This is a genomic window from Streptomyces sp. NPDC045967, from assembly GCF_056430495.1.
In genome coordinates this window covers 385,113-406,333 of sequence record NZ_JBWKLE010000001.1, presented here as the reverse complement: position 1 = coordinate 406,333, position 21,221 = coordinate 385,113, and the positions used below count along the sequence as shown (strand labels likewise).

Here is a 21,221-nt window from a genome sequence, read left to right as displayed (position 1 = left end):
AGCCGGTAACATGGTCGCCACGGCAGACGAGTCGGCCGGGCGGCCGCGTCGGGATCCTCGGATCCCGCCGAGGAACGTCCGGGCTCCACAGGGCAGGGTGGTGGGTAACGCCCACCCGGGGTGACCCGCGGGACAGTGCCACAGAAAACAGACCGCCGGGGGCTTCGGTTCCCGGTAAGGGTGAAACGGTGGTGTAAGAGACCACCAGCGCCTGGGGTGACCCAGGCGGCTAGGTAAACCCCACCCGGAGCAAGGTCAAGAGGATCCGTCCCCGGACGGGTCTGCGCGAACGCTCGAGGGCTGCCCGCCCGAGTTCGCGGGTAGACCGCACGAGGCCGGCGGCAACGCCGGTCCTAGATGGATGGCCGTCTCCCCGGCGACCGCGAGGTCCCCGGGCGACAGAACCCGGCGTACAGGCCGACTCGTCTGCCACCTCCTCCCCCCGCCGGACCCCGACGGGGCCCGCACGCCCGCGCGCCCTCCCGGCAGGACCGGCCCCGTTCGCGGAACCGAACGGGGCCCGCCCCGATGCGGCTCACGCCGGCATTCCCTCCTGGAGGAACGCGACGCGTCGACCATGCCGCCCGGCAGCCACCACGTTCCGCTGGCGCCTCCCTGGCCGGGGCCGTACCGGAGCAGGAGCATACGGTCCTGGTCGTCCAGCAGCATGACGCACGACGCCACCAGGGCGTGCGGTTGCGTCTTCACCCATTCCGCGCGGGGGATCCAGCCGGTCCGCTCGTGCGAGGGCTGGGCGGTGGGGTGCCGGGTCGTCTTGTCAGGTCGGTCGTGTCGTCCAACGAGGAGGCGGGACCGGTGATGTGGTCGTCGAGGCCCTCGATCAGATCCCCGGGCCGGTACCAGGAGCGCATCTCCTCCTGGTCGAACTCGGCCGCCTGCGGCCGGGTCGCGCGGCGGGCCGGGGTCACGGCGAACGGCACGTCGAGGTAGGACGAACCCGCGCAGATTGTCCTGCCCCACGGTCGCGACACCGCGCCCGTGGCGGGCGCGCAGGCCCGGGCGACGCTCTACTTCCCCGAGCCCGACGGGCCGCGCAGGAGGATCAGCGTCGGGGTGGGTGCGCGCTCGGCAGCCACGGGCGCCCTTCGCGTCGGGGTGCCCCGCGCACGGACACCGCCGCCCGGCCGGGGCTACCGGTCGGGCGGCGGTGGCGCGTCAGCGCAGGTGGGACGTGTCGTTCAGGAGGCGGACCGAGGCGTTGCCGTCCTTGTAGTACGCGACCGCCGACAGGGAAGCCGCCGACAGTTCCATGCGGAACAGGGATTCCGGCGGGGCGCCCAGGGCGAGGCGGACCAGGATCTTGACCGGCGTCACGTGCGTGACCAGCAGCACCGTGCGGCCCGCGTGCTCGGCCAGCAGCCGGTCGCGGGTCGCCGAGATCCGCCGGGTGGCGGCCGTGAAGCTCTCGCCGCCGCCCGTGGGGGCCGCCCGCGGGGAGTCCAGCCACGCCTTGAGGTCGGCCGGGAACCGCTCCTGCACCTCGGCGAAGGTCAGCCCCTCCCAGGCTCCGAAGTCCACTTCGCGCAGGCCCTCTTCGACCGTCACCGTCAGACCGAGGCGGTCGGCGACGGCCTGGGCGGTCTCGCGGCAGCGGCGCAGCGGGGAGCTGACGACCCTCTGCACGGTGCCGCGCGCGGCCAGCGCCTCGGCCACCGCGGACGCCTGGCGCCGTCCGGCCGGGGACAGTTCGGGGTCGCTGCCCCCACTGCCGGAGAAGCGCTTCTGCGGGGTGAGGGCGGTCTCCCCGTGGCGCAGCAGCACGAAGGTGGCGGGCGCGCCCAGGTCGGGGCCCCAGCCGGGCGCTGCGGTGGCGGGGCGGAGCAGATCGGCTCCGGCCGCGGCCTCACCGGAGACGGCGGTGGCCTCACCCGCGACCCCCGCCGGGGCGGGAATCAGCCGCGGCTCGGCGAACAGCGTGTCGAGGCCGGCCGGTTCGGCGGACGCCGCGACGCGGGCGGCACGCGCGTCCGCGTCCTCGGCCGCGTCCTCGGCCGCGCCCGCGGAGCCCCCGCGGACGGACTCCGCCGCGGCCGCCGGCGCACCGGCCCGGGCCCCGCCGGTGGCGAGCGCGGCCCGCACCGCGGCCGCGCCCCTGGCCGCGTCCCCGGGGGGCCCGGCGGGGGCGACGGCACGGTGGTCCAGGGCGGCGGAGGACGCCGACGGCTCCCACTGCCTGCCGCGCTTGCCCGCGTCCATCGCCTCGTTGGCGAGCCGGTCCGCGTGCTTGTTGCGCTCGCGCGGGATCCACTCGTAGGTCACCTGGGCGCGCGGCAGGATCGTCGCGGCCTCGGCGGCGAGCGGCTTCATGTCCGGGTGCTTGATCTTCCAGCGGCCGGACATCTGCTCCACGACCAGCTTGGAGTCCATCCGGACCAGGACCTGCGCGTCGGACGCCAGTTCGCGGGCGGCGCGGAGCCCGGCGATCAGGCCCTTGTACTCCGCCACGTTGTTCGTCGCGACGCCGATGTACTCGGCGCGCTCGGCCAGCGTCTCCCCCGACGCCGGGTCGAGGACGACCGCGCCGTAGCCGGCGGGCCCCGGGTTGCCCCGGGAGCCACCGTCCGCCTCCACGACAAACCGGGGCATCAGATGCCCGAGTCGGCCGTACGGACCAGGATGCGGCCGCAGTTGTCGTGACGCACGACCTGGTCGCGGGCCGCGGCCTTGATCTCGTTGACCTCGGCCATGTCGAGCTCCAGGCGGCAGCCCTCGCAGCGGCGCTGGTAGAGGCGCGCGGCGCCGACCCCGCCCTGCTTGACGCGGATCTTCTCGTACAGGGCCATCAGGTCGGCCGGCATGGACGCGACGATGACCTCGCGGTCCTTGGTGGCCTTGGCGGCCTCGGCGTCGAGCGCGCCGGCGGCCGCGTCGCGGCGGGCGGTGGCGTCGGTCAGCTTCGCCTCCAGCGAGGAGACGCTGCCCGTGAGTGCGGTGACCCGCGCCTGCGCGGCCTCCAGGCGCTCCATGACCTCCAGGACCACGTCCTCCAGGTCACCCTGCCGCTTGGCGAGGGAGACGACCTCGCTCTGCAGGTTGGCCAGGTCCCGGGCCGAGACGCCCACGCCGGAGTCCAGGCGCTGCTGGTCGCGGGCGGCGCGCTGGCGCACCTGGTCCACGTCCTGCTCCGCCTTGGTCTGCTCACGGGCGGCGTCGCTGGCCTGGGTCTGCGCGGCGACGAGCAGGTCCCGCTGCTGGCTGAGGTCCTTGGTCAGCGAGTCGACCTCGGCGTGCTCGGGCAGCGAGTTGCGCTTGTGGGCGAGCTGAGACAGCCGCACGTCCAGGGCCTGGACGTCGAGAAGTCGGATCTGGTCGGCGGGCTCGGCGTTCAGTTGGGGGCTCCAGGGAGAGAAGGGTGTGTGACGGACGGCGCGTGCGCCGTCCACGGGTCGGTGACCGTGCGCGAGACGTGGGTGCGCAGACCCCAGCCGTGGCGCTCGGAGATCGCGTCGAGCTGGGCCGCGGCCTGCTCGCACCAGGGCCACTCGGTCGCCCAGTGGGCGGCGTCGACGAGGGCGAGCGGGCTCTGCTCGCGGGCCTCGGAGACCGGGTGGTGGCGCAGGTCGGCCGTCAGGAAGGCGTCCACGCCGGCGGCGCGGACCTGCTCGAAGAGGCTGTCGCCGGAGCCGCCGCTGACGGCGACGCGGCGGATCAGGGCGTCGGGGTCGCCGGCGACGCGGATGCCCTGGGCGGTCTGCGGCAGCCAGGCCGCGGCGCGGGCCGCGAACTCGCGGAGCGTCTCGGGCTGGTCCAGCTCGCAGATCCGGCCGAGGCCGCGGCGGCCGGCGGGGTCGGTGGGGTCGGGCACGAGCGGGCCGGTGATCCGCAGGTCCAGGGCGCCCGCGAGGGCGTCGGAGACCCCGGGGTCGGCGGTGTCGGCGTTGGTGTGGGCGACGTGCAGCGCGATGTCATTCTTGATCAGCGTGTGCACGACGCGGCCCTTGAAGGTGCCGGCCTCGACGGTGGTGGTGCCGCGCAGGTAGAGCGGGTGGTGGGTGACGATCAGGTCGGCGCCGAGCCGCACGGCTTCGTCGGCGATCTCCTGGACCGGGTCCACGGCGAAGAGCACCCGGGTGACCTGGGCTTCGGGGTCGCCGCAGACGGTACCGACGGCGTCCCACTGCTCGGCCCGCGAGGGGGGCCACAGAGCGTCCAGCGCGGCGATGACTTCAGAGAGACGGGGCACGGGGCCAAGGCTACCGTCCGTGGCGCCCGCCCCACGGCCCGCCCGCTCGCGGGCCGTCCCCCGCCCCCACCGCCGACCCCGCCCGCCACGCCCCGCCCGTCCGCGACTCCCGCCGCAGCGAGCACATGCGCCGCCGTCACTCGCCGGGAACGGACCGGCGGCCACCCGTACGTGTGAAGCGGACTTGGACCTGTTGTTCGGCAGGAAGTGCGAAAACTAGCTTCCTCACCGGAGGTGAAGCACGGATGACTGTCTGTGCCATCGGAACGACGAGCACGGCCCCGTTCACGATCGCCGCGGACGGCACGTACGCCGCCCGGCTCGCCGGGGACGGCGAAGCGCTCTACGCCGAGCGCTGGACCCTGGCCGGGCCCGAGCCCTACGCGGTGCCGCTGCCCCTCGCACAGCCCGAGGAGGCCGACAGCGAGGTCCTGCCGCTGGCCGACGGGCGGGTACTGATCCACCGCCGGGTCGCGGAGCGGCACGCCTTCGCGCTGCTCTACCCGACGGGAGCCGCGGCGGGCCCGCGCACCGGCGAGCTCCAGCTGGGCGGGGTGGAGCGGGAGGACGGCGTACGGGTCCGCCTGCTGCCGCCGTCCCCGGACGGCCGGGGCGCCTTCGCGCTGGCCGCGGGCGCCGGCGGGACCACGGTCTGGCAGGTCGCCGGGGGTCCCTTCGGGCCGCGGCGGGTGGCCGTGGTCCCGGGCCGCTGCTCCGGCGGGGTCTGGCTGGACCGGACGGGCCGGCTGCTGGCCCTGGACCGCGAGCTGGACGGCGCCGTGAAGGCCGTGGCCGTGGACCTGGCGCGCGGCGGCGAGGTGTTCCCGCTGCTGCAGATCACCGAGGACAGCGAGGACCGGCTGCTGCTGGCCGACCCGGACAGCGGGCTGCTGCTGATCCGCTCCGACGCCCCGGGCGAACCGCGCCTGGGCTGGGGAGTGCTGGGCAGCGCCCTGCCGGTCCGCTTCCCGGAGTGCCTGCGCGGGGGCGGCACGACCCCGTTCGCGCTCCAACCGGGCCAGGCGCTGATGCCGGAGACCTGCGGGGTCGCCTTGCGGATCGGTCCGTCCGGGGAGGACGGCATCGGCCTGTGGCGCCCCGCCGACCGGCACCTCTTCCGGGTCGCGGCGCCCCGCGGCTGGCTGGGCGGTACGGGGCTGTGGAGCCCGCGGGGCCGCCTGCACCTGCCGTACGCGACCCCGGAGGTGCCCTGCGGGATCGCCGGGTTGAGCATGCCGCCGAGCCCTCCCCCGCCGGCCCGCCCCGAACCCGCACCGGCCGCCGCGCCCCGCCCCGTACCCCTTCAGCAGGCGCCGCTCAACCGTGCTTGAGGCCCAGCACCTCGGCCGCCGCGAAGGTCTCGTTCGCGGGGCGGGAGTCGAAGTGCGGGGTCAGGACCCCGTCGAGTTCCTCGAAGGAGAACGCCTCCTTGGCCGTGTCGAACTTGGCGGCCACCCTGGGGCGTTCCATGACGGCCACGATCCCGCCGTGAACGACGAACAGCTGCCCGTTGGCCCGGGCCGCGGCGGGTGAGGCCAGGTAGCCGACGAGCGGGGAGACGTGCTCGGGGGCGAGGGCGTCCAGCTTGCCCTCCTCCGGGACCTGGAACCCGGCGAAGACGTCCTCGGTCATCCGGGTGCGGGCGCGCGGGCAGATGGCGTTGGCCGTCACCCCGTACTTCGCGAGGGCCAGGGCGGTGGAGGTGGTCAGGCCCACGATGCCGCCCTTGGCCGCCGCGTAGTTCGGCTGTCCGGCCGAGCCGCCGAGGAACGCCTCGGAGGAGGTGTTGACGATCCGGCCGTAGACGGGGCCGCCCGCCGCCTTCGACCGTTCCCGCCAGTGCGCCGCCGCGAAGCGGGTGGTGTTGAAGTGGCCTTTGAGGTGGACCCGGATCACCGGGTCCCATTCCGCCTCCGACATGGAGAAGACCATCCGGTCGCGCAGGATGCCCGCGTTGTTGACCAGGATGTCGAGCTTGCCGAAGCTAGCGACGGCCAGTTCGACCAGCTCGCGGGCCTGCTCGAAGTCGGCCACGTCGCCCAGGTGGGCGACGGCCCGCCCGCCCGCGTCCCGGATCTCGGCGGCCACCTCCTGCGCCGGGGTGGCCGACGCCTCCCCCGAGCCGTCCCGGCCGGGCTGCCCGAAGTCGTTGACGACCACGCTCGCGCCGAGCCGCGCGAGTTCGACCGCCTCGGCCCGGCCGAGCCCGCGCCCGGCGCCGGTGACGATGGCGCTGAGCCCCTCAAGTGGCAGTGACATCCCTACGGTTCCCCTCGGGGTCGGTGGAACGGGTCAGAGTTCGATGCAGGTGCGCAGGGCCACGCCGGTGCGCATCTGGTCCAGGGCGTCGTTGATCTCGGCGAGCTGTACGCGGTGCGTGATCAGGCCGGCCAGGTCGACCCGGCCGGACCGCCACAGCGCGATGGTCCGCTCGTAGGACCGCAGCACGTCGCCGCCGCCGTACATGGACGGGAGGATCTTCTTCTCGTCGAAGAAGAGGGAGAACATGTCGATCTGGAAGGTGTCGTCCATGGCGCCCGCGCCGACGATGACGACGCTGCCGCCGCGCCGGGTCATCTTGTACGCGGTCTGCGCGGTGGCGGACTTGCCCACGACCTCTAAGACGTAGTCGAAGCCCTCGCCGCCGGTGATCCGGTTCCTGGCGTCCTCGAAGGCGTCGGGCGCGACCGCCTCGGTGGCCCCGAAGCGCACGGCGGCCGCGCGCCGCGACTCCACCGGGTCGACGGCGATGATCTGGGCCGCGCCCTGGACCTTGGCGCCCTGGATGACGGATATGCCGACGCCGCCGCAGCCGATGACGGCGACCGAGGAGCCGGCCTCCACCTTGGCGGTGTTGATGGCCGCGCCGAGGCCGGTGGTGACCCCGCAGCCGATGAGCGCGGCGATGTCGAAGGGCACGTCGTCGGGGATCGGCACGGCGCACGCGGCGTCGACGACGAGCTCCTCGGCGAAGGTGCCGGTGGCGGCGAAGCCGAAGACGTCGCCGCCCGCCCGCTTGAAGTTGGGGGTGCCCGCGTTGACCAGGCCGGCCAGGCACAGGTGGCCCTGGCCGCGCTTGCAGGACGGGCAGTGGCCGCACGGCGGCAGCCAGCAGACGAGGACCCGGTCGCCGATCGCGTGGCCGGTGACGCCGTCCCCGACGTCGCAGATCACCCCCGAGCCCTCGTGGCCGGGGATGAAGGGGGCGGGCTGCGGCAGGACGCCGTTCATCGCGGAGAGGTCGGAGTGGCACAGGCCGGTGGCCTTGATCCGGATCTTGACCTTGCCCGGGCCGAGGCCCACGGTCTCCATGTCGTCGACGACTTCGAGCTTGTCCTGGCCGATCTCGCTCTGCAGTGCTGCGCGCACGGTGCGGCTCCTTGGGGTGCTTGCGGTCGCGGGGCTAGGAGTGTTCGACGACGGTGTCGGCGAGGACCGGCGCGTCGTCCCGGTCGGCGGCGCCCACGGACACCAGGACGCGGCCGGGCTCCCGCCACATCCGGATGCGCAGGGTCTCGCCGGGGAAGACGATTCCGGCGAAGCGCGTGCGGTAGGAGCGGACCCGGGCCACGTCGGAGCCGAGGACCGTGTCGACCACCGCCTTGAGGGTCATCCCGTACGAGCACAGGCCGTGCAGGATCGGCCGGTCGAAGCCGGCCGTCTTGGCGAAGTCGGGGTCGGCGTGCAGCGGGTTCCAGTCGCCGGAGAGCCGGTAGAGCAGGGCCTGGTCCTCGCGGATCGTGCGTTCCTCGATCCGGTCCGGTGCGCGGTCGGGCAGCTCCTCGCGGACGGAGGGCCCGCGCTCGCCGCCGAACCCGCCCTCGCCGCGTACAAAGATCTGGGCGTCGCTGGTCCACAGCGGCCCGTCGGCGTCCGCGACCTCGGAGCGCAGCACGATGACCGCGGCCTTGCCCTTGTCGTAAACGGCGACGACCCGGGAGCGGGAGGTGGCGCGGCCCTTGACGGGGATCGGCCGGTGCAGCTCGACGGCCTGGCCGCCGTGCAGGACGTTCGCGAGGTCGACCTCGATGCCGGGCTGGCCGAGACCGCCGAGCATGGCCATCCCGGCGCCGGCGACGGTCGCGAAGCTGGGCAGGACGTGGAGGCGGGACTCCAGGGTGTAGCGCAGCTCGTCGGGGTCGGTGGCCCCGCGCTGCCCGTTGAGGGACGTACCGGCGCCGAGGCCGAGGTGGTAGAGCTGGATGTCCTTGTGGTCCCAGCCGATGTCCCCCTGGCGGGGTTCTGCGGCGAGGGCCTTGGCGGCGTCGATCGGCATGGGGATGCTGCTCCCTGTCGTGGAAACGGGGGCCTGGGAAGACCTCGGCGCGACCGTCCGCACCGTCGGCCGCACCGAGGTCGTGTGCGGGCCGGCCCGTGGCGTGTTCTAGAACGCGTTCTAGGACCGGTGAAGGAATGTATAACGCACGCCCCAGCAGTTGGGAAGACTCCTGACTTCGCGTCAGATAGGCTGCGCCGGTGGACGAAATGCCCGTTGAGCACCGCCCTGTCCGATCCCTACGGGTCCTGCTGCACCCGCCGAACCCGGCCCTCGCCCTCCAGCTCGGCCTGCGGCCCGACATCGAGGTCGTCCGGGACCTCACGGCCCGCCCGATGGTGGCCCTGGTGGAGGACACCGACGCCGTGGCCGCGTTGCTGGCGGACGATCCGGAGTGCCGGGTCCTGGTGCTGGCCGGCTGGGCCCGGCCGGGGCTGCGGGACGCGGCCCTCGCGGCGGGCGCGGCGGGACTGGTCCTGCGCGACGGCCCCGTCGAGGAGCTGGCGGAGGCGCTGCGCCGCGCCGCGCAGGGCGAGACGGTGATCGACCCGGCGCTCGGCGGACCCTGATCCCCCGAGCCGCGGCACTCCGGAGGGCGGCCCGCCGGGGGCCGCCCTCCGGGGTGCGGAGCGTCAGGCCGCCGCGGGGGTGAAGGGGAACATCGCGTCCGCCCCGGGCCGCACGATGCCGTAGCTGCTCTCCGGCACCTCGTTCCAGGCGCCGGGCAGGTCCCCGAGCGGCTCGGACACGATCAGCCGCGTCTCGTCGGACACCTCCCGCAGGAACGCCATGTCCGGGTGGAGCCTGCGCAGCGCCTCGACCTTGCTGCTGTAGAAGAGCGACCGGGACGTGTGCTCGGTCGAGTAGCGGAAGGCCCAGACGCTGGTGCCGTCGGTGACGGCGAGGGTCATCTGGAGCGGGAACTCCACGCCGTGGGCGCGGCCCGCCCGCTCCACCACTCCCGCCATCGCGGCGACGGCCGCCGGCGGGTCGTCCTCCAGGCCGAAGGTGAGGGCCAGGTAGAACATCACCTCGGAGTCGGTCGTGCCCTCGATCTCGCCGAACAGGAGGGGGTCGACGAGCAGGCACAGCTCCCGGCGCATCAGGTGGAACCCGCTGATCGACCCGTTGTGCATGAACATCCAGCGTCCGTGCCGGAAGGGGTGCGAGTTCGTCTGCTGCACGGCCGTGCCGGTCGACGCCCGGATGTGCGCGAAGAACAGCGGGGAGCGGACGTGGTCCGCGATCTCCCGCAGGTTGCGGTTGTTCCACGCCGGGCCGATGTCCCGCAGCACGGCCGGGGTGTCTGTCTCCTCCGTCTCCGTGTACCACCCGACCCCGAAGCCGTCACCGTTCGTCGTCTCCACACCGAGCTTGGAGTGCAGGCTCTGGTCGATCAGCGAGTGGGCGGGTTTGTACAGGATGGTGTCGAGCAACATCGGCGTTCCGGAATACGCGAGCCATCGGCACATGCGGCCTCACCTGTCGTCCCCTGGTACCTCGGACCCCTGGAACCTCGGCCCCCGGGGCCCCGACGCGGCCCGTCCGCCGCGAACGGGCAGGCCCGGCGCGGGCGCGGCCCGGCCCTCCCATTCTCGGCTCCTTCCCCGGGCCGCGCCACGCGAGGCGGGCCGGGTGCCTACCGCCGCAGCAGGGTCACCACCGCGGCGCCGCCCAGCCCGATGTTGTGGGCCAGGCCCACGCCCGCGCCGGGGACCTGCCGGGGCCCGGCCTCCCCGCGCAGCTGCCACACCAGCTCCGCCGCCTGCGCCAAGCCCGTCGCGCCCAGCGGGTGGCCCTTGGAGATCAGGCCGCCCGAGGGGTTGACGACCCAGCGTCCGCCGTAGGTGGTGGCGCCGCTCTCCACGAGCTTGCCGGAGGCTCCGTCCTCGCACATGCCCAGCGCCTCGTACGTGAGCAGTTCGTTGACCGAGAAGCAGTCGTGCAGCTCGATCACGTCGACGTCCTCGATGCCGAGCCCCGAGGTCTCGTACACCTGCCGGGCCGCGGCGGCCGTCATCGGCTTGCCGACGACGTCGATGCACGAGCCGCCGAAGCTGGCCCCGGTGTCGGTGGTCATCGCCTGCGCCGCGATCTCCACCGCCTTGCCGTGCAGGCCGTGCCGGACGACGAAGCGCTCCGACACCACCAGGGCCGCCGCCGCTCCGTCCGAGGTCGGCGAGCACTGGAGCTTGGTCAGGGGCGCGTGGATCTCCTTCGCCGCCAGGACCTCCTCGACCGAGTACACGTCCTGGAACTGCGCGTTCGGGTTGTTCGCCGAGTGCCGGTGGTTCTTCGCGCCGACCGCCGCCAGCTGCGCGGGGGTGGTCCCGTAGCGCTCCATGTGCTCGCGCGCCGCGTTGCCGAAGATCTGCGCGGTGGGCGGCGACATCTCGAATCCGTGCGCCGCCGCCATGATCCCGTAGTGTCGGGCCACCGGCGAGGTGGCGAAATCGCCCCCGTCGGCGCCGCCCCCCAGGGCCCCGCGCTTCATCTTCTCGAAGCCCAGCGCCAGCACGCAGTCGCTCAGCCCACCCTCCACGAACTGCCGCGCCATCATCAGCGCCGTCGAGCCCGTCGCGCAGTTGTTGTTCACGTTGTAGACCGGGATTCCGCTCAGGCCCAGCTCGTACACCGCCCGCTGGCCGGCCGTGGACGCCTGGAAGCAGTAGCCCACCGCCGCCTGCTCCACGAGTCCGTAGTCCACCCCCGCGTCCGCGAGCGCCGCGGACCCCGCCTCCCCGGCCATGTCCCAGTACTGCCGGTCCCGCGACTCCGGCTTCTCGAACCTCGTCATGCCGACGCCCACGATGTACGACTTCATGCCCGACAACTCCTAGTCCCTGGGAAGGCCGAGGATCCGCTCGGCGACGACGTTGAGCTGGACCTGCGTGGTGCCCCCGGCGATGGTCAGGCAGCGGGACATGAGCATCCCGTGCACCGCCCGCTCCCCCGCCCCCTCGCGCACCGCGCCCGCCGGGCCGAGCAGTTCGAGCGCCAGTTCCGCGGTCCGCTGCTGGTGCGGGGTCTGCACGAGTTTGCGTACGGAGGCGCCCGCGCCCGGCTCCAGCCCCGACACCTGCTGCAGCGTGGTGCGCAGCCCGATGCAGGCCAGTGCGTGCGCCTCGGCGGCGAGCACTCCGATCCGGGCCCGGCAGGCGCCGTCGAGCTCGCCCGAGCGGGCGAGCAGCGCCTCCAGGCCGACGCCGAAGGCCATCTGGTCGGCCATGTGGACCCGTTCGTTGCCGAGGGTGTTGCGGGCGACCTTCCACCCCTCGTCGGCCGCCCCGACCAGCGCGTCCGCCGGGAGCTCGACGTCGTCGAAGTACACCTCGTTGAAGAGGGCCTCGCCCGTGATCTCCTTCAGCGGCCGGACGTCGATGCCGGGCGTGCGCTTCATGTCGACGACGAAGTAGCCGAGCCCCTTGTGCTTGGGCGCGTCCGGGTCGGTGCGGGCCAGCAGGATCCCGTAGTCGGCGGTGTGCGCGGAACTCGTCCACACCTTCTGCCCGTTGACCTTCCAGGAGCCGTCCCCACCGCGTTCGGCCCGCGTGCGCAGCGAGGCCAGGTCGGATCCCGCCCCCGGCTCGGAGAAGAGCTGGCACCAGGTCATGTCCCCGCGCAGCGTCGGCAGGACGTAGGCCGCGCGCTGCTCCTCGGTCCCGTAGGCGAGCAGCGAGGGCACCACCCAGGTGGCGATGCCGAGGTCGGCGACCTCGACCCCGGCCGCGCGCAGCTCCTGCTGCACGACGAGCTGCTCGACCGGGCCCGCGCCCAGGCCGTACGGCGGCGGCAGGTGCGGGGCCGCGTAGCCGGTGGGGGCCAGGGTCCGCCGGGCGGCCGCCGGGTCGAGGCCGCGCGCGTCCTCGATGGCGGCCCGGGCCCGCGCCCGGTGGGCCTCGGCCTCCTCGGGCAGCCGCAGCCGCAGCTCCCGCCGGGCACCCGCCGCCGCGAGCCGCACGGCCCGCAGGCGGTGGCCGTCGCCCGGCCCGAGGAGCTGGCGGGCGACCAGGGCCCGGCGCAGGAAGATGTGGGCGTCGTGCTCCCAGGTGAAGCCGATCCCGCCGAGCACCTGGATGCAGTCCTTGGCGCAGGAGTAGGCGGCGTCCAGGGCGGTCCCGGCGGCCAGCGCCGCGACGAGCGAGCGCACCGGGGCCGGCTCGTCCGCCGCCCGGGCCGCGTCCCAGGCCAGCGCCGTGGCCTGCTCCAACCGGACCAGCATGTCGGCGCACAGGTGCTTGACGCCCTGGAACCGGCCGATGGGCCGGCCGAACTGCTCGCGCACCGTGGCGTGGTCGGCGGCCGTGCGCAGGGCCCAGGCCGCGGTCCCGCAGGCGTCGGCGGCGAAGAGCGTGCAGGCCAGGTCCCGCACCAGGGCCGCGTCGAGCTCCAGCACCCGGCCGGGCGGGACGGTGACGGCGCGCGCGTGCACCTCGGCGGTGGGCCGGGTGGGGTCGGCGCTCTCGTGCGTACGGATGTCCAGCGCGGCGGCGTCCACGGCGAACCAGCGGGTGCCGTGCGCGGCCTCGGCCGCGAGCAGCACGAGATCGGCCTCGCCGGCGCCGAGCACCGGGGGCGCGGCGCCGTCGAGCAGGTAGCCGCCGCCCTCCACGGCGACGGCGGTCACGCCGCCGGGCCCCAGGGCGACCGCGCCGACCCGTCCGTCGAGCGGTTCGGCCCCGGCCCGGTCCAGCAGGACGGAGGCCAGCGCGCTCGGCAGGTACGCCCCCGGCAGCGCCGCCCGGGCGGCCTCCTCGACGACGACCGCCAGGTCGAGCAGGGTCCCGCCCTCCAGGTGCGGCTCCAGCAGCCCCTGCTCGCGCATCGCGTCCCAGTAGGCGGGCCGCACGCCCGTCCGCGGCGGACCGTCGAGGAGCTTGCGCACCTCCCCCGGCGGTACGGTTCGCGCCACCCAGCCGCGCACGGCCTCGGCCAACTCCCGGTGCTCGCCAGTGATTCCGATGCCCATGAACAGGCAGGCTAGAACACGTTCCAATCTGACGGAAGGTCAGAACAAGAACGTGTTCTCACGGTGCGGCGGGGGCTCGGGCCCGACGCCCTCAGGCGGACAGCGACCCGACGAAGGTCCGGAAGGCGGCCGCCCCGACGGTGAAGGCGGGGCCGGCGGGGTCCTTGGAGTCCCGGACGGCCACACGGCAGGGCTGGGCGGAGACTTCCACGCAGTCGCCACCCGTGTCACCGCTGTAGGAGGACTTACGCCAAGTGGCGCCGTTGAGGGGGGCGCACTCGACGCAGTCACCACCGGTCGTTCCGCTGTACGACGACTTACGCCATTGCACGCTCGACAGGATCAGGCCGTTCCCCATAGCGTTCCTCCATTACGCGAGCGATCAGCGCGGCCGAGCGCTCCGGAGGGAGAGCTGCGGCTTGCAGGCGAGCGTAGCCGACCGAGCGTTCCTTGATCAGAGACGCGTTGGCCGTCATGTGCCCTTGTCCGTAGCCCTCTTGGTAGAACAAGTCCGGGTCGTCGGCAAAGCGCAGGAGGTTGAACGAACCCAGCATTCCGGTGTGTTGTCCACCCGCGAAGGGCAGCACTTGAACCTGCACCCACGGTCGTTCCAGAAAGGTCAACAGGTGGGCGAGTTGGTTTCGCATGACGCCACGTCCACCGACCTCCTGATGCAACGCCGCCTCGGCAAGCACCACCCACAACGCAGGCGGCTGCTCACGCTCAAGGATGCGCTGCCTCTCCATACGGGCCGCCAGCAACTCCTCGACTTTTGCAGGACGGTCCACACCCAGCAGCGCCCGCGCATAGGCTTCGGTCTGCAACAGCCCGTAGACCAGCTGAGCCTGGTACGTCGAGATGTAGGCGGCCTTCGCCTCCATCTCCGCGTACGCCTGGAACCAACTCGGCAGTTGACTCCTCAGCACCAGCCCCACCAGCCGCGAGAACACCCCGCCCGTGCCCAACGCCGCGTCGACCCGTTCCGAGAAGTCCCGCGTGGGGACCTTCCTCGCCGTCTCGATCTGGCCGATCAGCGAGGCCGTGCAGAAGATGATGTCGCCCAGTTGCTGCTGCTTGAGCCGCGCGTCCTCCCTCAGGCGGCGCAGTTCCGCGCCGTAGTAGTCCAGCGGCGAGGCGCTGGGGTCCAGATCGCGGATGTTGACCACGAGGCGGTCCCCCTCAAGTTCACACGGTGCGGCGTTCGTTTCAGCCCGTAGCCGAGCGTAACCACGCCACCGCAGCCTGGTGACATGAATCACGCAACTGACGCCCCCGCGGCGGACCTTGGCGGCAGCTACCGGATGGGCTTCACCGTCGGTGAGCACTCGGCCCGGCACATGCGCAGGATCCTGCGGGCCTTCCTGGGCCGCTGGGGCCTGGCCGCACTGGCCGACGACGCCGAGTTGGCGCTGACCGAGCTGGTCGCGAACGTCGTACGGCACGTGCCGGGCCGCCGGTGCACCGTGCTGATCCTGCGCCGGCCGGAAGGGCTGCGGGTCGAGGTGGCCGACGCCGACCCCCGCACACCGCACCCGGTGCACGGCGGCGACGACCTCGCCGAGGGCGGCAGGGGGCTGCTCCTGCTCGAGGCGGTCACCGACCGCTGGGGTACGGCGCCGCAGGGAGCCGGCAAGACGGTGTGGTTCGAGTGCGACGCGAAACACCCGTGCCGCGTACAACCATGACCCGGCGCGGCCGGTCTACCCAGCGATCTCCCCGCTGAAGCCGAAGGACCCTCCATGCGACCGACGTTGCGCACCGCCCTCGCCGCCCTCACCGTGGCCGCCGCGGCCGGTGGCGGCCTGGTCCTGCCCGCCGGGGCAGCGGCGGCGGCTCCGGTTCCGGCGGGCGCCCCGAAGGCCGACTTCAACGGCGACGGCTTCACGGACGTCGTCGTCGGCACGCCCTACGCGCACGTGGGCGGGGTGAAGGGGGCGGGCCAGGCGGTCGTGCTGTACGGGTCCGCCGCCGGAGTCACGGCGGACGGCCGGCAGCTCCTGGCCCAGGGCGCGCACGGCATACCCGACGGCCCGGAGGCGTACGACGGCTTCGGCGGCGTCTCCGCGGCCGGCGACTTCGACGGCGACGGCTTCTGCGACCTGGCCGTGACGGCGCACGGGGAGAACGACCACACCGGCCTGCTCACGGTCGTGTGGGGCTCCAGACGGGGCCTCGGCGGCGGCGTCACGCTCGACGATCCCGACCGGCTCGCCGGTCCCACCATGCAGAACCGGCGCACCTGGGGCGCGAAGCTGGCCGTCGGTGACTTCGACGGCAACGGCCGCGACGAGCTCGTGGTGGCCGCCTCCTCCCACGCGACCGCGGACAGCACGCTCTACACCTTCGGGAACATCGACAGGACCGGCGCGCAGGGCCCGCCCGTCGAGACCCGGCTGGGCTTCCGCCTCTCGCCGTACCCGGAGGGCATCGAGAGCGGAGACGTCAACGGCGACGGCCGCGACGACCTGGTACTGGCCGGTGCGGGGTCCGGCCCGAACCACTACGTGCCCGGCGGTCCCACGGGCCTGCTCCCGGGTGCCGCGCAGGTCCTCGCGTCCGGCGACGAGCAGGCCGTGGGGGACGTCGACGGCGACGGGTACGGCGATGTGGTCGTCGGTGACAGGTCGGGCGGCAAGGGCGGCCGGATCCTCGTCGCCTACGGCTCGGCCGCCGGACCGTCCCTGACGCCGGTCGTCGTGCACCAGGACACCCCCGGAGTGCCCGGCGCGAGCGAGCCGGGCGACGGCTTCGGGGTGTCGGTCGCGTTGGGTGACGTCGACGGCGACGGGTACCAGGACCTGGCAGTGGGGTCCCACGGGGAGTCCCTCGGCGCCGTCGCGGTCGCCGGCGGGGTGCACGTCTTCCGAGGGTCGGCGGCCGGCCTGGTCACGGGCAGCGGCGTGCAGGCGGTCAACCGGACCTCCGCCGGGGTGCCCGGCGACGCGCGGCGGGCCGAGCAGTTCGGCATCGAGGTGGCGCTGACGGACGCGAACGCCGACGGCAGGGCCGACCTGGTGGTCGGCGCCTCCGACGCGGACGGGCTGAACAGCGGCTCCGTCACCTACCTCCCCTCCCGCGGCGCGAGGGTGGCCGCGCCCGGTGCCCGGCTGGTGCTGCCCGGCCAGGCCGGCCTGCCCGTGACCCGCGGACTCGCCTTCGGCGCCCACTTCGCCCGCTGATCCGCCGCCGAGCACCGGTGCGCGGGGCACCGGGGCCCCGGCATGGACCGCTACCGGGCGGTAGGGCACCATGGGCCGCCACAGCGATCACCACCGCCGGAGGAACCATGGCCACCCCCAAGCCGGAGACCCTCGCCGCCTTCGAGGCGGCCAAGGGCTTCATGCCCGTACGGGAGGGGCTCGCCCTGTACGAGGCGGCCGTCGCGGCCGGGGCGCTCGGGCTGCCGCTGCTGGAGGTCGGGACCTACTGCGGGCGCTCGACGATCCTGCTGGCCGACGCGGCGCGCGGGGCCGGGGTGGCGGCGATCACCGTCGACCACCACCGCGGCAGCGAGGAGCAGCAGCCGGGCTGGGAGTACCACGACCCGACGGTCGTGGACCCGGAGGTCGGACTGATGGACACCCTGCCGACCTTCCGCCGGACCCTGCACCGGGCCGGGCTGGAGGAGCACGTGATCGCGATCGTGGGCCGCTCCCCGCAGGTCGCCGCCGCCTGGGGCGGCCCCCTCGGCCTCGTCTTCATCGACGGCGGCCACACCGACGAGCACGCCACCGGCGACTACGAGGGCTGGGCCCCGCACCTGGCCGAGGGCGGGACGCTGGTCATCCACGACGTCTTCCCGGACCCGGCCGACGGCGGCCAGGCCCCGTACCGCGTCTACTTGCGCGCGCTGGCCTCGGGCGCCTTCGAGGAGGTCTCGGTGACCGACTCCCTGCGCGTCCTGCGCCGTACGTCCCACCAGGCCCGCCCGTAGGACACGCCTCCGGGCAGCGGGAGCCCGCAGGGACGTCCCCGCAGGCCGAGCGCGCACCAGGCCCAGCGACCGGGACACGTGCGCAAGCCGAGGAGACGCCCCGGAGGGGCCCCTCTCCCAGCCGCGCACCCCGACCCCGCCCCAGGGGACCACCCGTCACCAGGCCCGGCAGGCCGATCCCCTCAGCCGGACCACCCCGGACGGGGGCCAGGCAGGCCGATCCCCTCAGCCGGACCACCCCGGACGGGGCCCCGGCAGACCGATCCCGCCCGGAGGGACAAACCCCCCATAACGCCGCCGGGCCGAACGTATAAACACACCACGCCCCCAGATGGCTCACGGTCCGAAACACCCGGCGAAGCCGGGTCTAGCATCGCGGCGTGCGCAACGACGACAGCCCCCCACGCCCCGAAGCCGCCGCGCCGGCCGGGCCGGACCCCCGGCCCTGGTTGACGCGCCGCTCCACCCTCGTCATCGCGGTCGCCGCGCTGGCGCCGACCGCTCTGGCCGGCTGGGTCCTGACCCAGGTGCTGACCGGATCCGGGCCGGACGCCCGCGACGCGAAGCCGGCGGCCGCGCCGAAGGCCGCCGCGACCGCCCCGCCGTCCTCCCCGGCCGCCTCCCCCGCCCCGGCGAAGGGCCCGCTGTCCGGCCGGACCGTCGTCATCGACCCCGGCCACAACCCCGGCAACTTCGAGCACACCGACGAGATCGACCAGCAGGTCGACGTCGGCACCCACCGCAAGGAGTGCGACACCACCGGCACCACCACGAACTCCGGCTACCTCGAGGCCGAGTTCACGATGGACGTGTCCGTGCGGGCGCGGGAGATCCTGGAGGATCAGGGCGCCAAGGTGGTCCTCACCCACGAGACGGGCGACCGCGCCTGGGGCCCCTGCATCACCGAGCGCGCCCGCATCGGCAACGAGGCCGGCGCCGACGCCGTCGTCTCCGTCCACGCCGACGGGGTGTCCGCGGGCAGCCGCGGCTACCACGTCATCCTCCCGGCCGAGGTCAAGGGCGGCGCCGCCGACACCGCGGCCATCGTCGGGCCCTCGCGCCGCCTCGGCGAGCGGATCGCCGCGAACTTCGCCCGGACCACCGGCTCCTCCCCCGCCAACTACCTCGGTGGCGGCACCGGCTTGGTGGTCCGCGACGACCTCGGCGGGCTGAACCTCTCAACCCGGCCCAAGGTGTTCATCGAATGCGGCAACATGCGTGACGCCAAGGACGCGGCGCAGCTGACGAGTCCGCAATGGCGGCAGAAGGCAGCCCAGGGGATCGCCGACGGCATCGTAGGCTTCCTCGGCGGGTAGTCCCCCCGGGAGTCCCGGACCGGGGCCGCCCGCAGCCCCGCTCCGCTCGGCCGCGGGACACTCCGTACCATGGTGCCGCCCGCCCCGCTCCAGGAACGTTCTGCGACCGCGGCACCACGAGACGACCGAGACCGAGAAGGACACCTAAGACGTGAACATCCGCTCCCTCACTCGAGGCGACGGCGTGGTGATCGGAGCAGCGGTGCTGCTGTTCATCGCCTCGTTCCTCGATTTCTACTCCGCCGACGGTGGCGACTTCCCGAGCGCGTGGGACACCGACTCCTACCGTCTGGTGCTCCCCAGCGTCTTCCTGATCGGCTTCATCGCCGCCGGTCTGCTGATCGCCGGCCGCTTCCAGCCCGACACCCGCAAGGTGCTGGGCCTGCCGCTGACCGCGTGGGGCGCCGTGCTCGCGGTCTCGGCCGCCTGGTCCGCGCTGTGGGCCCTGATCACCTGCCCGAGCCAGGTCGACCTCGGCGCCGGCTCGATCATCGCCTTCCTCGCCACCCTGGCCCTGGCCGGTGTCGCCCTGTTCGCCGCGAAGGTGCCGGCGCTCGCCGGCCCCCTGATGCCGGAGCAGCGGCCCGCCGCCGTCCCGCCGTACGGCGGCCAGCCCCAGCCGGGCGCAGGGTACGGCTACCCGGGCGGTCAGCAGCAGCCGTACGGTTCGACCCCGCAGCCGGTCCCGCCGTACGGGGGCACCCCGACGCCGGCGCCCGCTCCGCAGGAGTCCGCCCCGGCGCCCGCCGCCGACTTCACCCCGTTCTGGTTCGCGGTCCCGGTCGCGCGCCCGCTCTTCGCCGAGGACGGCTCCCCGTCCCCGATCGCCGAACTGGCGCCGGGCACCTGGTACCTGGCCGTCGAGCAGCGCGGCGCGTCGACCCTGATCGCCCAGACCCAGGACGGCCGCCGCGGCGTCCTGAACGACACCTCGGGCATCCAGCGCGGCTGAGTCCCCCCGCGCCCGGCGTCTTCGTCAACGGCCCCCCGCCCTTCCGGGCGGGGGGCCGTTGCCCTACAGTCGCCGATGACCTGACGCACCGTCAGGATTCGTAGGCCGGAGGGGACCGCATGCGCCTCGGACTCGCACTCGGCTACTGGGGCCGCGGCCCCGGCCGCGACCACCTCGCCCTCGCGACCGAGGCGGAGAACCTCGGCTACCACTCGGTGTGGACCGCCGAGGCGTGGGGCTCCGACGCCTTCACCCCCCTCACCTGGATCGCCGCCCACACCTCCCGGATCCGGCTCGGCACGGCCATCGCGCAGATGGCCGCCCGCTCCCCCACCGCCACCGCCATGCACGCCCTCACCCTGGACCACCTCTCCGGCGGCCGGATGATGCTGGGCCTGGGGCTGTCCGGCCCGCAGGTCGTCGAGGGCTGGTACGGCCGCCCCTTCCCCTCCAGCCCGCTCACCGCGACCCGCGAGTACGTCGACGTGATCCGGCAGGTGCTGCGCCGCGAGGGGCCCGTCCGCCTCGAAGGCCGCTTCCACCAGCACCCGTACCGGGGGGACGACGGCACCGGCGTCGGCAAGGCGCTGCGGCCCATCACCCACCCGCTCCGCGCGGACCTGCCGCTCCTGCTGGGCGCGGAGGGGCCGAAGAACATCGCGCAGACGACCCGGATCGCGGACGGCTGGCTCCCCCTGTACTGGTCGCCGAGCCGCACGGACGTCTACCGGGCTTCGCTGGCCGACCTCCCCGACGGATTCGTGATCGCCCCGATGGCCCGGGCCAAGGTCTGCGACGACATCGCGGAGGGGCTGCTCCCGGTCAAGGCGATGCTCGGCTTCTACATCGGCGGCATGGGCCACGCGGCCCGCAACTTCCACGCCGACCTGATGGCGCGGATGGGGTACGCGGAGGAGGCCCGCCGGATCCAGGAGCTGTTCCTCGCCGGCCGCAAGGAGGAGGCGGTGCTCGCCGTGCCGGACGCGTTCGCCGACGAGATCTCGCTGGTCGGTCCGCGCGAGCGGATCGCGGAGCGGCTGGAGCTGTGGCGGGGGGGCCCGGTCACCGACCTGCTTCTGACCGCCCCCGACCCGCACACCCTGCGCGTCCTGGCGGAGCTGAACGGCCAGTAGGACCACGGAGTGCCTTTCGGATCAGGCCGGGCCCGCGGCGTCCGGCGCGTCCCCGGGGGGAGCGACCGCCGCCAGCAGCTCGCGCAGGTCCAGCGGCATCACGGCGATCTCCATCGTCCCGTCCGCGTCGTAGGCGCAGTCGACGATCCGCGAGCCGGGGTTGATGGCGAGGCCCTCCTTCACGGACGGCACCCGCACCCCGGTGGCCCGCCCGCCGGACAGGAGCACCGGCTCGCCGCGCCCCGGCACCCAGCGGGCGCCGTCCGCGCCGGGGTACACCCGGCCCGGCCGCCAGCGCCCCCGGCCCGCCGGATGCCGGGCCATGCACGGGATGCCGGGCGCCGGCCCGGCGGCCGTCCGCGCCCGATGCTTGCGCCGCAGGAGCCATCCGGCTCCCGCGGCGCCGAGGACGACCACCACGATCTCGATCACACGAC

Annotated in this window: 20 protein-coding genes and 1 other RNA gene; 9 read left to right on the top strand and 12 right to left on the bottom strand. The window is 74.2% G+C overall.

Annotation, left to right across the window (positions count from 1 at the left end):
* Positions 1 to 27 precede the first annotated feature (27 nt).
* Positions 28 to 429: RNase P RNA component class A (rnpB, locus tag AC07FY_RS02045), an RNA gene on the top strand.
* A 747-nt stretch (positions 430 to 1,176) separates the two neighbouring features.
* Here the strand turns inward: rnpB and AC07FY_RS02040 are convergent.
* From AC07FY_RS02040 to AC07FY_RS02030, 3 genes are read right to left on the bottom strand one after another with little or no spacing between them, the layout of a single operon-like run.
* Positions 1,177 to 2,607, bottom strand: coding sequence for a bifunctional RNase H/acid phosphatase (locus AC07FY_RS02040; protein ID WP_478999180.1), 1,431 nt, complete (start codon positions 2,605 to 2,607; stop codon positions 1,177 to 1,179).
* Positions 2,607 to 3,350: a zinc ribbon domain-containing protein gene (locus tag AC07FY_RS02035; protein ID WP_478999833.1), complete on the bottom strand. Its 744-nt coding sequence runs from the start codon at positions 3,348 to 3,350 to the stop codon at positions 2,607 to 2,609. The genes AC07FY_RS02040 and AC07FY_RS02035 overlap by 1 nt, the downstream gene beginning before the upstream one ends.
* The gene (locus AC07FY_RS02030) at positions 3,347 to 4,204 is read right to left on the bottom strand and encodes a Nif3-like dinuclear metal center hexameric protein (RefSeq protein ID WP_478999178.1); all 858 of its coding nucleotides are present in this window, start codon (positions 4,202 to 4,204) and stop codon (positions 3,347 to 3,349) included. The genes AC07FY_RS02035 and AC07FY_RS02030 overlap by 4 nt, the downstream gene beginning before the upstream one ends.
* Before the next feature lie 245 nt (positions 4,205 to 4,449).
* On the opposite strand from AC07FY_RS02030, the gene AC07FY_RS02025 reads away from it, so the two are divergent.
* Positions 4,450 to 5,535 carry a hypothetical protein gene (locus tag AC07FY_RS02025; protein ID WP_478999176.1) on the top strand — a complete coding sequence of 362 codons (1,086 nt, stop codon included), beginning with the start codon at positions 4,450 to 4,452 and terminating at the stop codon, positions 5,533 to 5,535.
* Here the strand turns inward: AC07FY_RS02025 and AC07FY_RS02020 are convergent.
* Genes AC07FY_RS02020 through AC07FY_RS02010 form a run of 3 tightly spaced genes read right to left on the bottom strand, consistent with a single transcriptional unit; the run spans position 5,522 to position 8,480 of the window.
* Positions 5,522 to 6,463 (bottom strand): 3-oxoacyl-ACP reductase, encoded by a 942-nt coding sequence (locus AC07FY_RS02020; RefSeq protein ID WP_478999174.1) that lies wholly within the window; start codon positions 6,461 to 6,463, stop codon positions 5,522 to 5,524. The two genes, AC07FY_RS02025 and AC07FY_RS02020, sit on opposite strands and share 14 nt — an antisense overlap.
* 33 nt (positions 6,464 to 6,496) lie before the next feature.
* Positions 6,497 to 7,573: a Zn-dependent alcohol dehydrogenase gene (locus AC07FY_RS02015; RefSeq protein WP_478999173.1), complete on the bottom strand. Its 1,077-nt coding sequence runs from the start codon at positions 7,571 to 7,573 to the stop codon at positions 6,497 to 6,499.
* 34 nt (positions 7,574 to 7,607) lie between these two features.
* Complete coding sequence (locus AC07FY_RS02010) at positions 7,608 to 8,480, bottom strand: MaoC/PaaZ C-terminal domain-containing protein (RefSeq protein WP_478999171.1); 873 nt, start codon at positions 8,478 to 8,480, stop codon at positions 7,608 to 7,610.
* A 209-nt stretch (positions 8,481 to 8,689) separates the two neighbouring features.
* On the opposite strand from AC07FY_RS02010, the gene AC07FY_RS02005 reads away from it, so the two are divergent.
* The gene (locus tag AC07FY_RS02005; protein ID WP_478999830.1) at positions 8,690 to 9,049 is read left to right on the top strand and encodes a response regulator; all 360 of its coding nucleotides are present in this window, start codon (positions 8,690 to 8,692) and stop codon (positions 9,047 to 9,049) included.
* A 63-nt stretch (positions 9,050 to 9,112) separates the two neighbouring features.
* Here the strand turns inward: AC07FY_RS02005 and AC07FY_RS02000 are convergent, their stop codons facing one another.
* The 5 genes from AC07FY_RS02000 to AC07FY_RS01980 all read right to left on the bottom strand — a co-directional run bounded on the left by AC07FY_RS02000 (position 9,113) and on the right by AC07FY_RS01980 (position 14,615).
* The gene (locus AC07FY_RS02000; RefSeq protein WP_478999169.1) at positions 9,113 to 9,952 is read right to left on the bottom strand and encodes a class II glutamine amidotransferase; all 840 of its coding nucleotides are present in this window, start codon (positions 9,950 to 9,952) and stop codon (positions 9,113 to 9,115) included.
* Positions 9,953 to 10,119: 167 nt separating this feature from the next.
* Positions 10,120 to 11,304: a lipid-transfer protein gene (locus AC07FY_RS01995; protein ID WP_478999167.1), complete on the bottom strand. Its 1,185-nt coding sequence runs from the start codon at positions 11,302 to 11,304 to the stop codon at positions 10,120 to 10,122.
* Between the two features lie 12 nt (positions 11,305 to 11,316).
* A complete protein-coding gene (locus tag AC07FY_RS01990) occupies positions 11,317 to 13,449 on the bottom strand; it encodes an acyl-CoA dehydrogenase (RefSeq protein WP_478999165.1) in 2,133 nt (710 codons plus the stop codon).
* A gap of 91 nt (positions 13,450 to 13,540) precedes the next feature.
* Positions 13,541 to 13,807 carry a DUF397 domain-containing protein gene (locus AC07FY_RS01985; RefSeq protein ID WP_478999164.1) on the bottom strand — a complete coding sequence of 89 codons (267 nt, stop codon included), beginning with the start codon at positions 13,805 to 13,807 and terminating at the stop codon, positions 13,541 to 13,543.
* Positions 13,767 to 14,615, bottom strand: a complete 849-nt coding sequence (locus AC07FY_RS01980) for a helix-turn-helix domain-containing protein (protein WP_478999162.1) — start codon at positions 14,613 to 14,615, stop codon at positions 13,767 to 13,769. Before AC07FY_RS01980 ends, AC07FY_RS01985 begins: the two co-directional genes overlap by 41 nt.
* A gap of 84 nt (positions 14,616 to 14,699) precedes the next feature.
* Between AC07FY_RS01980 and AC07FY_RS01975 the strand changes: the two genes are divergently transcribed.
* The 6 genes from AC07FY_RS01975 to AC07FY_RS01950 all read left to right on the top strand — a co-directional run bounded on the left by AC07FY_RS01975 (position 14,700) and on the right by AC07FY_RS01950 (position 20,784).
* A complete protein-coding gene (locus AC07FY_RS01975) occupies positions 14,700 to 15,134 on the top strand; it encodes an ATP-binding protein (protein WP_478999160.1) in 435 nt (144 codons plus the stop codon).
* 54 nt (positions 15,135 to 15,188) lie between these two features.
* Complete coding sequence (locus AC07FY_RS01970) at positions 15,189 to 16,628, top strand: FG-GAP and VCBS repeat-containing protein (protein WP_478999158.1); 1,440 nt, start codon at positions 15,189 to 15,191, stop codon at positions 16,626 to 16,628.
* A 107-nt stretch (positions 16,629 to 16,735) separates the two neighbouring features.
* A complete protein-coding gene (locus AC07FY_RS01965; RefSeq protein ID WP_478999156.1) occupies positions 16,736 to 17,383 on the top strand; it encodes a class I SAM-dependent methyltransferase in 648 nt (215 codons plus the stop codon).
* 380 nt (positions 17,384 to 17,763) lie between these two features.
* Positions 17,764 to 18,699 carry an N-acetylmuramoyl-L-alanine amidase gene (locus AC07FY_RS01960; RefSeq protein ID WP_478999155.1) on the top strand — a complete coding sequence of 312 codons (936 nt, stop codon included), beginning with the start codon at positions 17,764 to 17,766 and terminating at the stop codon, positions 18,697 to 18,699.
* 151 nt (positions 18,700 to 18,850) lie between these two features.
* Positions 18,851 to 19,651, top strand: coding sequence for a DUF5336 domain-containing protein (locus tag AC07FY_RS01955; RefSeq protein ID WP_478999153.1), 801 nt, complete (start codon positions 18,851 to 18,853; stop codon positions 19,649 to 19,651).
* 119 nt (positions 19,652 to 19,770) lie between these two features.
* Positions 19,771 to 20,784, top strand: coding sequence for an LLM class F420-dependent oxidoreductase (locus tag AC07FY_RS01950; RefSeq protein WP_478999151.1), 1,014 nt, complete (start codon positions 19,771 to 19,773; stop codon positions 20,782 to 20,784).
* A 21-nt stretch (positions 20,785 to 20,805) separates the two neighbouring features.
* Here the strand turns inward: AC07FY_RS01950 and AC07FY_RS01945 are convergent, their stop codons facing one another.
* Positions 20,806 to 21,216, bottom strand: coding sequence for a hypothetical protein (locus tag AC07FY_RS01945; protein WP_478999149.1), 411 nt, complete (start codon positions 21,214 to 21,216; stop codon positions 20,806 to 20,808).
* Between the last annotated feature and the right edge of the window lie 5 nt (positions 21,217 to 21,221).